The organism is Halobacteriovorax sp. HLS, assembly GCF_004006665.1.
In the GTDB taxonomy this organism is placed as follows: Bacteria; Bdellovibrionota; Bacteriovoracia; order Bacteriovoracales; family Bacteriovoracaceae; genus Halobacteriovorax.
The window spans coordinates 355,246-366,956 of sequence record NZ_QOCL01000003.1 but is presented as its reverse complement, the minus strand read 5'-3'; the positions used below and the strand labels follow the sequence as shown (position 1 = coordinate 366,956).

The following is an 11,711-nucleotide window of genomic DNA, read 5'->3' as shown; positions in this document are numbered from 1 at the left end:
ATTGATTAGGAGAAATACGAATGGAAAACACTAATTTTAAAAATAGAAGATACACAACTCTATCAAAATTAAAAGATGGAGTCGCCATCATACCAGCGGCTGGATACAAGACAAGATCTAACGACACAGAGTTCACTTTTAGACAAAACTCTAATTTTAAATATCTTACTGGTTGCAACGAACCAGATGCGATACTTGTTCTAACACCTCACCTTGAAAAGAAAGATCACCTCTTCGTTAGGCCAAATGATAGACTTATGGAAATTTGGTCTGGCAGACGTCTTGGTCCAGAGAAGTCAAAAGAAGTTTTTGATATGGACGAGTGTTATTCAATTGACGATTTTCAAAAAGTTTTGCCTGAGCTTTTAAAAGGACACCGCGAAGTATTTTTAGACCTATTCAATGAGACAGAACTTCTTATGAAGGTTAGAAAAATATGCATGGATCTTGATCCAAGAGGTAGATTAAAGACACCTACTCCTAAAGCATTTCGTCACGTCAGCTCTCTTATTGAGCAACAACGACTCATTAAAGATCAAAATGAAATTCTAAAAATGAAAAAAGCAGCTCATGCAACTAATAGAGCACACCGGGCCGCAATGGCAAAAGCGAAAGTGGGCGCCAACGAGGCTGAAATTTTCAACTTAATGGAATATGTCTTTAGACAAAATGGAGCTCACTCAAGTGCTTATGAATCAATTGTAGCAGGTGGAGTAAATGGAACGATTCTACATTACGTTCAAAATAACATGCAGCTAGCTGACGGAGACATGCTCTTAATCGATGCTGGAAGTGAGTTTGATACTTACGCAAGTGATGTAACAAGAACTTTCCCAATAAATGGTAAGTACACAGGGATTCAAAAAGAAGTTTACGAAATTGTTCTTGAGGCCATGAAAAATAGCTTCTCCAAATGTTCTCCAGGGCACACCCTTGAAGAAGTTCACATGGAATCAGTAAAGTCATTGTCCCAAGGACTAAGAGATTTAAAAATATTCAAGCAAAGTATTGATGAGATTGTTGAAAAAAATCTCTATAAAGAATTCTACCCTCATGGAACAAGCCATTGGTTAGGAATGGATGTTCACGATCAAAATCCATATATGGACGATGACTTTCGCCCAATTACATTTAAAGAAGGCATGCTCTTTACAGTTGAGCCAGGTCTCTACTTTCAACCAGATAATTTAGATATTCCAAGTGAACTAAGAGGTATGGCCGTTAGAATTGAAGATGATATTTTAATCACAGAAAGCTCCCATGAAAACTTAACAGCAATGATCCCTAAAGAAGTTAAAGAGGTAGAAAAAGCATGCGAAGAAAATTACGAACAATTCTTATAGTTGCTTTTGCACTTTGCACTCACGTCAGTGCAAAGTCAGAAAGAATATACTACAAGATTAACCATGGTACTTGCAGAGTAAAAGTTTGGGATACCTTTAAGTCTGAAGAAGATTTAAAGTACAAAGAGCTTGTACTCTCTCTTTTAAAAGAGAGAAAGTATCAAGCAAGTATGCTCAAAGAAGATAGGAAGATTATTGCAGGAGACTTTCACTTAAAATTTAGCTGGCAACGATCTGGTGAGAACCTATTCAAAGACTGTTCTGCTGAATTAGTCCTTAAGAAGTCAAAAGTTGACCGTGCAATGAATGATGATGATATCTCTTTTGAGCAGAGTTCAAAAAGAGCATTTCCTCGGCACACACCAAAAGGAAATGAAAGGTGTAGAAGAGCAATACAAGATGTCTTCAATCTTCTACCTCATTGTATAAAAAGATCTTAATGTCTACGTTGTGTTAGATAATCAAAGATATATAAAATAGGCTTCTTGTTCTTTTCAAAGGCCTTAACTTCTTTTTCATTAGAACAGATATCTGACTGAATCTCATCTAGAAGAGAACGAGCGCTATTAATATGACTCATGGCCGTTTGCTTGACTATCTCAACGGCCTTGTCAATTTTCTCACCATTATATATAGAAATTAAACCTTCACCTGCTTTGTACTTTTCATTAAGAGAAGGATTAAGTTGAAGCCATTGGAAGAGAACCGCATTAACAAGCCCATTTTCAAGGTCTAAATTAGCATCTTTTTGAGAGGATTCACTAAAATCTAATGTGTCATCCATTAATTGAAAAGCAATACCAAGATCAATTCCCATCTGCCTAGCTTTCTCTACAACCTCTGCGCTATGTCCGGCCAAGATAGCAGGAGAAAAACAACACCAGCTCATTACTGAAGCAGTCTTCTTTATTGCAATTGTCTCGATAAGTTCACTTGTATAGTCTCTATTTTCAATAGCATCTGACTGAATCCACTCACCCACAGCAAGGTCTTGAATAACCTTTGCCATCTCACCCACTAGCTCTAAATTTCCGGCCTGTGTCAATCCAACAATAACATCTGCTAGTAAATAATCACCTGCAAGTACTGCTTTCTTATTAGAGGCCTGTATATTGATCGAAGCAACATTTCTTCTAGTCGTTGCGTTATCTATAACATCATCGTGGCTTAAACTAGCCGCGTGAACGAGCTCAATGGATTTTGCATAAGGAGCGACTTTTGAGAAGTCTTGTCCAAACAAGCTACCTACTAAATAAGTTAAAAGTGGACGTAACCTCTTCCCACCAACAAGAACACTATTTTGCAATAGATCATTAATGGCCTTATTACAGTTAGGGGAAGATATATTTAAATCCATGTCTTTGACATGCTTTAGAGTCTTCAATGGAATTGTCGATAAAAAATCTTGTAACATATTATTTTTATGGTTTTTTTGATGCATTTTTAACGGCCTAGCACCTCATTGTAAAATAAAAAACCCCATTCTGAAGAAATGATCAAGTTGTTGCGTGTGGCCATTACCAATTTTTTTAGACAATACTTGCAACATTAGGCACAAAAAGTTATATCAAGCCCTTGAATATCTAAATGAGGAAATCTATGAATTCAGCACTTCAGGGTCGAAAAAAAGAATCTTGGAAGATCTTTGACGAGATTGCAGGAACTTATGACTTATTAAACCGCATCCTATCTTGCGGGATAGATGTTTATTGGAGAAGAAAACTTCTTAAGAATCTTCCTCAAAGAAATAACCTAATAGCGCTAGACCTTGCTACAGGAACTGGAGATGTTGCCCTTGTACTTGCGAAGTCTCCTAAGATTGAAAAGATAACAGGTCTTGACCTATCTAGAGGAATGGTTGAGCTTGGAAAAGTTAAGGTAAAGAAAGCTAAAAAAGAAAATAAGATAGCACTACATATTGGTGATGGATGTAATATTCCTGCAGCAGATTCAACTGTTGATGTTGTAACGATTAGTTTTGGAATTCGAAATTTTCCAGACCCACAAAAATCTCTTCGTGAAATTTTTAGAGTATTAAAGCCAAATGGTCGCGTAATGATCATGGAATTTGGTCTCCCAAAGAATAAAATAGTTCATGCAGTTTATATGTTCTACTTTAGACACCTACTTCCTTTTGTAGGAAATCTATTATCAAAACATAGAGATGCTTATACATATTTAAATGAAACAGTCGAAGACTTCGCTTACGGCGATGACTTTACAGCTTGGATGAAAGAAGCTGGTTTTAATAATGCTAGATTTGAAGAGCTCACATTTGGAATCGCAAATCTATATATAGGTGATAAAGAATAAATGATTAATCTTCTAGAACTTAAACATTCAGTTATTAGACAACTTTCTGAACATTGGAAAAATGTAGATTTTGAAGCTATTACTAAAGATAAGAAGAGATTTGTTACATATAAATTTAAAATCGAACAAACTCAATTATCAAATTTACTAGGTCATGTTATTCACAGACCGCTTAATTACTTCAAAAGTAAAGATGGAAAGAAAGAGATCTTAGGTATTGGCTCTCATATCACTTATACAAAGAAGTATGACTACAATAAACTCCTAGGATTAATCGAGCAACATGAAGATCTTATCTTCCTCGGTGCCCAACGCTTTTCACAGTCTACAAAAAGAGATGAAACTTGGACAGGTTTTGACGAGTGCCATTTCTCTTTACCGAAGCTAGTTTTTGAAACTTCTGAAAATCAAACTGTGCTTAAAGTTATCTTTAATAAGAAATCTCTTACGAGTGAAGACAAAAGGGCCAATGCCTTATTTGAACTTGAAGCGTATTTGAATTTTATTCGTCATGAGTTTGCAGTTGTAAATACTTGCTCGACAACAACTTATCCAGAAAAATCACATTGGGATAAGATGATGAAAGCCTGCATGGACAACTTAGAAAAGACTCCACTTGAAAAAGTTGTTCTAGCAAGAAAAGAAATAATAGAGTTTGACAGAATAGTTGATCCGATGGCCATTTTTGAGAAGAATATCAAAAATGCTCCAGATAGCTATCACCTCTACCTTGATCCAGGAGATGGTAAGGTCTTCATGAGTTTTACTCCTGAAAAGCTCTTCAAAGCAAAAGATAGAGAAATATCTCTAGATTGTTTAGCTGGAACAAGACCAAGGTCAAATGATTTTGAACTTGATCTTAAATACCAAAGTGAACTAACGAGTTCACCAAAAGAGCTCGAAGAGCACAGAATAGTTTCTCGCGAAATTCAAGAGAAACTTTCAATGCTTGGAGCTCAGGTAAAAATAGAAGCTCCAGAAAGTGTTCTAAAATTAAAGTATATTCAACATATTCATACTCACATAGTTGGAACTCTTTCAGAAAAGAGTAACTTTGCAGTTCTTCTTAATACACTTCATCCAACACCAGCTGTTGGAGGTAGACCATGGGTAATGGCGAAGAAGTGTATCGATGAAATTGAGCCATTTGACAGAGGCCTCTATGCAGGACCAATGGGTTATATTAGTTCTGATTCTTGCGAGTTTGCCGTTGCTATCAGAAGTGCTCTTAGTGAAGAAACAAAGCTTCATGTATTTGGAGGATGTGGCCTAGTGACTGGAAGTGATACTGATAGCGAGTGGCTTGAGTCAAAGAATAAAATGAAGATCTTTGAGCAACCAACGTTATAGAAGGACTCAATGCGAACCCATAATTTATCAAATTTGTGGTCTTCTATAATAATTGACGAGCTGATAAAAAGTGAAGTTATTGACTTTTATATCTCGCCAGGAATGCGTTGTGCACCTCTTGTAAACTCCCTTATTGAAAACTCTAAAGCGAAACTCTATGTTGGTATTGATGAACGTGCCCAAGCTTACAGGGCCCTAGGATGTTCCAAGGCCACAGGCCGAACGAGTGCTCTAATTTGTACATCAGGAACCGCTCTAGCAAATTATCTACCAGCATTAATAGAAGCGAAAAAATCTGCAGTACCTCTGATCGTTCTCTCTGCGGATAGGCCTGTTGAATTAGCATTGAGTGACGCGAACCAGACAATAGATCAAAATAAATTCTACTCACAACATGTGATGGCCGATGCATGTCTTGGTGCTCCAACAGAACAAATTGCACCCTCGGTGATTAGAAATACAATTAATCACCTACTATTTAGATCCATGTATCCTAATAAGGGTCCAGTTCACTTTAATATACCTCTACGTGAACCACTAGATGATTCAGTAACACCAATTTCTAAAGAATATCTAGATCAATCACAGAAAAGTTTTAATAGAACTATACAAACCGACTACTATGGCCCTATTCAATCACTATCTAATGATCTCATAGACAAAGTAAGTGCCATAGTTTCGAATACTAAGAATGGTATTCTCGTTATAGGCTCTTTACCTAATTCAATGTGCAAAGAAAGTGTTAGAAAGCTCATTGATAAACTTAACTGGCCGATGCATCTTGATGTATCTTCGTCTTTGAAGTTTAGCTATTCGCTTAATGATAAAATCATTCCAACATTTGACCATCCAGAGGTCTATGAGAATATTTCTAAGAATCTTCCTTCGACAATTATTCATTTAGGTGGAAGAACTACCTCTAAGCATTACTACAGACTACTAGAAGAGAATCCAAGTATAGAATATATTACCGTCAACTGGAGTGAGCAAAAAGAAGACCCTGCTCAAAGTGTTGACCTAAGAATTGTCTCTCATGTTGATCAATTCTGTACCCAGCTTTGCGAAAGAATTGAAAACTCTAGCTCTTTACTAGAGATTGATTTCACTAATTTCGTTAAAAAGAAAATTGAGCTTATTGAAGAATCAGAAATTTCCTATCCAGTACTTTCCAAAAAAATAATTGAAAATATTAGAGATAATTCATCTCTATATATTTCTAATAGTACCGTGGTTAGAAGTTTTGATAACTATATCTCACAAGCAACTACAAAGTCGTTAGATATATTCACAAATCGTGGAGTGAGTGGAATCGAAGGATTACTGGCCTCAGCAATAGGTAGTGCTGAAGGTAGCGAAAAATACACAACACTAGTGGTTGGTGATATTAGTCTTCTTCACGACTTAAATTCATTGCAAATGCTTAAGACTTCAAAACAGAATCTTTGCATAATTGTTGTTAATAATTTCGGAGGAGGTATCTTTACTCTCCTACCAATTGCAAAGAATCAGCAATTACTGCCTTACTTAACAACTCCACACCAAGTAAACTTTGAAAACGCTGCAAAGATGTTTGATTTAGATTATCATAAAGTTGATAATACAAGTGACTTCTTAGATTGTTACTTAAAAGCTCAAGAACACATGAGCAAAGTCATTATCGAAGTTACGATAGATAATGAAAAAAATGTTGAACTCTACAAGACATTAAAGACACTAAAGTTATAGGCGAACCTATGAGTAAGAATTTTAAATATTGGATTTTGGCCACAAGACCAAAAACGCTCATGGCCTCAGTTGGTCCGGTAGTTCTTGGTGCAGCAATCGCTCACTATGAGGGCAACAAAATAAATATTCTTATTTTCTTTCTCACTCTTCTAACTGCTGTCTTATTGCAAATTGGAACGAACCTAGTAAATGATTACTATGATGATAAAAAAGGCATAGATGATGAGTCGCGACTTGGACCTACAAGAGTGACACAATCTGGCTTAATCGCAGCTTCCTCGGTAAAAAAGGCCTTCTGCAGTATTTTCATTATTTCTTTTTTACTTGGAATCTATCTCATGATGACGGGAGGTATGCCCATTATTATAACGGGCCTTCTTTCAATATTATTTGCATACGCCTATACAGGAGGACCATTTCCGTTGAGTTACTTCGCATTAGGAGAAGTACTCGCTCTTATATTCTTTGGTCCAGTCCCTGTTTGGGGAACAAACTATTTACTGAGCGGGACGACTTCTGAATTGGCCATTATGGCAGGATTCGGACCTGGCCTAATAGCTGCTGGAATTATGTCTATAAATAATCTTAGAGATATTCAAACCGACTCTAAGACAACCAAGAAAACTGTTGCCGTTCTCGTTGGAGCAAAGGGCGCAAGATTACTAACTCTATTATTGATTAGTGCTTCAAGCTTTATTCCATTTGTAGTTGCGATAAGCTCCAAAGCTTACTGGTCGGCACTAGCAACTATTAGCACTTACCTATTTATAAAAACATGGATGCAAATTGCCTCAGCTCCAATAGATGAGAAATTAAATAATGCTCTTGCAAATACTGGTAAGTATCTTCTTATATTCTGTGTTCTTCTATCTATTGGTCTGAATATCTAATGAAGTTTTCTATTTGCCATTGCCCACTAAAAAACACTATTACAGTTGGTGAGGTAGTAATAAGTGAACGAAAGTGGATCGAGATTGATCTTGAAGAAATTGGAAAAAAAGTAGATTTAGCCCCTTTGCCCGGACTTCATCAAGAGTCTCTTGAAGAGGCCTTAGAAGACTTCCATAGAAAAGTTTCCATTACACCAAGCGCACAATTTGCAAAAGATGTTATAAGAAAAGACTTCTTCAACAATACAGACCGCTCTAAAATTAATAAACTAGATTATATTGATCTTACGCAAGACCCGAAGTCTTATCTTAATAAATGGTCCAAAGGTGACATTATTAAATTAAAGATAGGAAGAAATAGTCTTGAGCAAGAAAAGAAGTGGCTAGATTATTTATTTGAACTTGATTTAACATCTATAAAATTTAGACTTGATGCAAATCGCTCTCTTACAGCTGAGCAACTGGACTATCTTTTACAAGGTATTGATCCTAAGCACATAGAATACCTTGAAGAGCCTCTGATAGATATTGAACATTGGTCTTGCTCAAAAGCTAGCGAGAAGTTCGAATTGGCCTTAGATGAGAATATTTCCAAAAGAAATTTAATTGAATCTTGTAAATTCCTAGTCGTGAAGCCTACCTATAACCTATCGCTCGCAGACACTATAGACGAGATAGAAAAAGCCTATTTTAAAGTTATAATATCCTCTTCATTTGACCCTCCAAATAATATCGACATATTACATCGTCTCGGAAACCTAAGTGGCACAAGTTGCGGCCTAGATACTCTAAAGTACTTCGATTTAGCTATGATCAAAAAAAGACCTCTTTAAATAATTTCGGGATGTAGTAAAATATATCCAGAAACTGAAAAAGGAGATTTCATGAAAAAACTATTACTACTATGCTTTGCTTTATTTATTACGTCTTGTGCACATCACTCAGGTCAAAAACATTGTGGCGGAAAAGACCAAAAGCAGTGCTCGGTTAAGAAGAAATGTGATGGAAAGAAAAAGTGTCACATGGATAAGAGAAAGTGCGACAAGAAGTCTTGTGACATGAAAAAAGGTGACTGTAAAAAAGATAAATGTGACATGGACAAGAAGAAGTGTGACGGCAAAAGCTGTGATATGGATAAGAAGAAAAAGTCTTCTAAGTAGTTGAAATGGCCCTAATTTGGGCTTTTTCTCTCACTTTTACTCAAAGTATGACGATAAGTAATGTGATCGAAAATGTGAAATAGGAGACATGATGAAAAATATAATATTTCTTTTCTTAGCACTAACAATCACTGCCTGCAGCTCTAGTTCAACGAAGAGAACAATAGCAAACGACCCATGTGCAGAAAACTATTACACAGATGAAAATCAGTACTTTGATTTAATAGATAAATGTAGAGGTCGCTAAGACCTCTATGTTATGTAAATAGTCTAAACGCACAACGTCAAAAACAGACCAATAAAGTTCTAACTTTAATAAAGCTTTTTACTATGTTAAATCTGCCTCAAGTTTATTTTAAATTTGGAGCACTTAGTGAAAAACCTCTCTTTTCTTATCCTAGCACTTTTATCATTCAACAGCTTTGCACTTGACACAGAAGTTAAAGGTTTCGTTGCTCTAAATACTCTTACTTTCGAAAAAGTAGATCATAGAGAACAGACTCTAAAAATGGGAATTGGAACAATTGACCTCAAGTTCTATTTCAACCATGAAGATTTCGGGGCAAAAATTAAACTAGACCTAGATGGTAGACTTGAAGAAAGTAATAATCTCTACGAAGAAGCATTAATCACTTGGAACCCTCAAAGAGACTGGAAATTCTCAATGGGTAAAGGGAAGATTAGATTTCACCAAATGAGTTACGGTATATTAGAGTCTCATTATGGTGACGGAGGTTCTATTTTAGGGACTACTCATGGATTAAGAGATCAAGATAGAAAAATTATGACTGAAGTTGCTTACGGTGGTTACAAGAAAGGTTTTAGAAACTACTTCAGTATTTATGCCGACGCAGCTCAACCAAGTGCAACGAATAATAATGTTGGTTATACAACAGATAACCCGACTGATCCAGGAAAAGGGAACCTCGTATATTCTTCAGAAAAAGAGATTGATACAAAACAAGATTGGGGAATATCGAATAAGTTTGAGTTCTACCCTAGAAGAGGATTTACTGTCGGTATCGGTGGACTTTATAGAGACAGAGATATTGATTATAACGAGAACTGGGCCCTCGACTTTTCAGGAAAGTACAAGTCAGGTGACTGGGAAATTATTTGGGAATATGTTTATGCTTACGTAAGTAACAATCCAAATGATAGATTCGCTGTAGAACATCAACATGAACAACTAGGTCAATTTCAGTTCCTATATCAAATGACTAATATAACAAAGTTTCAATTCAACACAGAATTTGCACTTGTTAATACTCAACAATACAATAAAGACAATCTACCAAATGGAATCGGAAATAAGAGTCCTAACTATGGTGATAAAGTGGAGACAAATAACTATAAGGCCGAAGTTGGTGTCTTATGGAAGCTGGCCCAAAGAGTGAACTTTAAAGTAGGATTTCTCTATGAGAGAAAGTACGAATGGAAAGCTCAAGCATCTAATAACTACATTGTAGGATATGAAGGCTTTAAAGATGGTTGGGAAATTGGATCAGGTATTAACTTCTGGTTCTAATTCCTTAAAAATGTAAGCTGCTCAATTGGCAGCTTACAGTCTCTATTCTTATACAAAAATTAAATACGCATTAATAACAATATACTTGATACTTAGTTAATGAAAACTAAAAGTATATTAATCTTCTTTCAATTCTTCTTAATACTGACGACTTTAGCTAATGAAAAAATAAAACTCGTGGCCGACGAGTGGTGTCCTTACAATTGCTCAGAAAAGTCTGAAAAAATGGGTTATATGGTTGAGATAGCAAAGAAGGTTTTTGAATCTAAAAATATTCAGCTTGAATATAGAACACTTAACTGGTCTAGAGCAATTCTAGATGCAAGAAGTGGCAAAATAAACGGAATAATTGGTGCTTATAAAAGTGATGCGGAAGATTTTGTATTTCCTTCAACCCACTTAGGAGAATCATTAGAGGTCTTCGTTGTAAAAAAGGATCATGAATGGAAGTACTCAGGAATAAAGTCCCTTGATGAAGTCACCCTTGGAGTTATCAGAGACTATTCCTATGGTCAAAATATTGATAGCTACATTGCACTTAATAAAACAAATTTCCAAAGAATACAGATTGTCTCAGGTGATATGCCTCTAGAGAGAAATATACGCAAACTTCTAAACAACAGAATAAGTGCTGTTATAGCAAATGAAGCTGTTTTAAAATGGTTAATGAAACGAAAGCCTTATCTAAAAGATAAAATAAAAATAGCAGGACAAAGATTTACCAGCACTAAAGTATATATAGCTTTTTCTCCAAAGAATAGAAAACAGTCGCAAAGATATGCTCAAATCCTGAGTGACGGTATAGAGAAATTAAAAGAGTCTGGAGAACTAGAAGAAATACTAAAAAAATATGGTATATCAATAGAAAGTTTTAAATAGTTAAGAGTCCGGAACCCATTTCTTTAATTTTCTTTGTAAACTTTGTCGATGAAGACCTAGCTTCTTGGCGGCCTTAGAGATATTTCCACTTTCTTGAGCAAGAATATATTCAATATATTCTCTTTCAATTCGATCTAATGATGTCACAGGGCCATTGAGTTTCTCTTCCATATCATCATTATCAAAGAGGGCCCTAACCTTCTCGACTGTTACAGGTTTAGTAATATAATCATCTGCACCTTTTTTGATGGCATCAACAGCTGTCGAAATGGTCCCAAAGCCAGTCATCACAATAATATAGGCTCCTGGCCACAATCGCTTAATATCTACAATTAAATTTGTTCCAGTTAAACCTTTCAATCTCAGATCTATAAGCACGGTATCAAACAGTCCTAACTCAGGGGACAAGTTCGTAATAGTTGGATCTTCAATATAGGTAGATGAGAACCCCTCATCTTTAAAAGAATCACATAGGCTCTCACCAAAAAGCATGTCATCATCAATTATCAAAATATTCTTCATA

General features: G+C 35.8%; 13 protein-coding genes. 11 read left to right on the top strand and 2 right to left on the bottom strand.

Translation table 11 applies throughout. The features are described 5' to 3' along the window. Positions 1-20 precede the first annotated feature (20 nt). Both DPQ89_RS06435 and DPQ89_RS06430 read left to right on the top strand, forming a co-directional pair. Positions 21-1,343, top strand: a complete 1,323-nt coding sequence (locus DPQ89_RS06435; RefSeq protein WP_127716097.1) for an aminopeptidase P N-terminal domain-containing protein — start codon at positions 21-23, stop codon at positions 1,341-1,343. Further along, on the top strand, positions 1,313-1,783 hold the full coding sequence (locus DPQ89_RS06430; protein ID WP_127716096.1) for a hypothetical protein: 471 nt from the start codon (positions 1,313-1,315) through the stop codon (positions 1,781-1,783). The genes DPQ89_RS06435 and DPQ89_RS06430 overlap by 31 nt, the downstream gene beginning before the upstream one ends. Here the strand turns inward: DPQ89_RS06430 and DPQ89_RS06425 are convergent. Next, positions 1,780-2,757, bottom strand: coding sequence for a polyprenyl synthetase family protein (locus DPQ89_RS06425; RefSeq protein ID WP_164848284.1), 978 nt, complete (start codon positions 2,755-2,757; stop codon positions 1,780-1,782). The two genes, DPQ89_RS06430 and DPQ89_RS06425, sit on opposite strands and share 4 nt — an antisense overlap. A 185-nt stretch (positions 2,758-2,942) precedes the next feature. On the opposite strand from DPQ89_RS06425, the gene ubiE reads away from it, so the two are divergent. From ubiE to DPQ89_RS06385, 9 genes are all read left to right on the top strand, one after another. Continuing rightward, the gene (gene ubiE, locus DPQ89_RS06420) at positions 2,943-3,656 is read left to right on the top strand and encodes a bifunctional demethylmenaquinone methyltransferase/2-methoxy-6-polyprenyl-1,4-benzoquinol methylase UbiE (RefSeq protein ID WP_164848283.1); all 714 of its coding nucleotides are present in this window, start codon (positions 2,943-2,945) and stop codon (positions 3,654-3,656) included. After that, on the top strand, positions 3,657-5,006 hold the full coding sequence (locus tag DPQ89_RS06415; RefSeq protein ID WP_127716093.1) for an isochorismate synthase MenF: 1,350 nt from the start codon (positions 3,657-3,659) through the stop codon (positions 5,004-5,006). A gap of 9 nt (positions 5,007-5,015) precedes the next feature. Then, positions 5,016-6,731, top strand: a complete 1,716-nt coding sequence (gene menD / locus DPQ89_RS06410; RefSeq protein ID WP_127716092.1) for a 2-succinyl-5-enolpyruvyl-6-hydroxy-3-cyclohexene-1-carboxylic-acid synthase — start codon at positions 5,016-5,018, stop codon at positions 6,729-6,731. A gap of 8 nt (positions 6,732-6,739) precedes the next feature. Next, positions 6,740-7,621, top strand: coding sequence for a 1,4-dihydroxy-2-naphthoate polyprenyltransferase (locus DPQ89_RS06405; protein WP_127716091.1), 882 nt, complete (start codon positions 6,740-6,742; stop codon positions 7,619-7,621). Further along, complete coding sequence (locus DPQ89_RS06400; protein ID WP_127716090.1) at positions 7,621-8,454, top strand: hypothetical protein; 834 nt, start codon at positions 7,621-7,623, stop codon at positions 8,452-8,454. The genes DPQ89_RS06405 and DPQ89_RS06400 overlap by 1 nt, the downstream gene beginning before the upstream one ends. A gap of 51 nt (positions 8,455-8,505) precedes the next feature. Further along, complete coding sequence (locus DPQ89_RS06395; protein ID WP_127716089.1) at positions 8,506-8,781, top strand: hypothetical protein; 276 nt, start codon at positions 8,506-8,508, stop codon at positions 8,779-8,781. A 91-nt stretch (positions 8,782-8,872) separates the two neighbouring features. Then, a complete protein-coding gene (locus DPQ89_RS18460; RefSeq protein WP_164848282.1) occupies positions 8,873-9,028 on the top strand; it encodes a hypothetical protein in 156 nt (51 codons plus the stop codon). A 126-nt stretch (positions 9,029-9,154) separates the two neighbouring features. After that, positions 9,155-10,309: a hypothetical protein gene (locus DPQ89_RS06390; protein WP_127716088.1), complete on the top strand. Its 1,155-nt coding sequence runs from the start codon at positions 9,155-9,157 to the stop codon at positions 10,307-10,309. 99 nt (positions 10,310-10,408) lie between these two features. Continuing rightward, on the top strand, positions 10,409-11,188 hold the full coding sequence (locus tag DPQ89_RS06385; RefSeq protein ID WP_127716087.1) for an ABC transporter substrate-binding protein: 780 nt from the start codon (positions 10,409-10,411) through the stop codon (positions 11,186-11,188). On the opposite strand, the gene DPQ89_RS06380 is transcribed toward DPQ89_RS06385, so the two are convergent. After that, positions 11,189-11,710: a response regulator transcription factor gene (locus DPQ89_RS06380; RefSeq protein WP_127716086.1), complete on the bottom strand. Its 522-nt coding sequence runs from the start codon at positions 11,708-11,710 to the stop codon at positions 11,189-11,191. Position 11,711 lies beyond the last annotated feature (1 nt).

What these genes read in the sequence shown, in the direction of transcription:
- DPQ89_RS06415 (WP_127716093.1), top strand. Translation starts at nt 3,657, where the DNA reads ATGATTAATCTTCTAGAACTTAAACATTCAGTTATTAGACAACTTTCT.
- DPQ89_RS06430 (WP_127716096.1), top strand. Translation starts at nt 1,313, where the DNA reads ATGCGAAGAAAATTACGAACAATTCTTATAGTTGCTTTTGCACTTTGC.
- DPQ89_RS18460 (WP_164848282.1), top strand. Translation starts at nt 8,873, where the DNA reads ATGAAAAATATAATATTTCTTTTCTTAGCACTAACAATCACTGCCTGC.
- DPQ89_RS06400 (WP_127716090.1), top strand. Translation starts at nt 7,621, where the DNA reads ATGAAGTTTTCTATTTGCCATTGCCCACTAAAAAACACTATTACAGTT.
- DPQ89_RS06385 (WP_127716087.1), top strand. Translation starts at nt 10,409, where the DNA reads ATGAAAACTAAAAGTATATTAATCTTCTTTCAATTCTTCTTAATACTG.
- menD (WP_127716092.1), top strand. Translation starts at nt 5,016, where the DNA reads ATGCGAACCCATAATTTATCAAATTTGTGGTCTTCTATAATAATTGAC.
- DPQ89_RS06435 (WP_127716097.1), top strand. Translation starts at nt 21, where the DNA reads ATGGAAAACACTAATTTTAAAAATAGAAGATACACAACTCTATCAAAA.
- DPQ89_RS06425 (WP_164848284.1), bottom strand. Translation starts at nt 2,757, where the DNA reads ATGTTACAAGATTTTTTATCGACAATTCCATTGAAGACTCTAAAGCAT.
- DPQ89_RS06405 (WP_127716091.1), top strand. Translation starts at nt 6,740, where the DNA reads ATGAGTAAGAATTTTAAATATTGGATTTTGGCCACAAGACCAAAAACG.
- DPQ89_RS06395 (WP_127716089.1), top strand. Translation starts at nt 8,506, where the DNA reads ATGAAAAAACTATTACTACTATGCTTTGCTTTATTTATTACGTCTTGT.
- ubiE (WP_164848283.1), top strand. Translation starts at nt 2,943, where the DNA reads ATGAATTCAGCACTTCAGGGTCGAAAAAAAGAATCTTGGAAGATCTTT.
- DPQ89_RS06380 (WP_127716086.1), bottom strand. Translation starts at nt 11,710, where the DNA reads ATGAAGAATATTTTGATAATTGATGATGACATGCTTTTTGGTGAGAGC.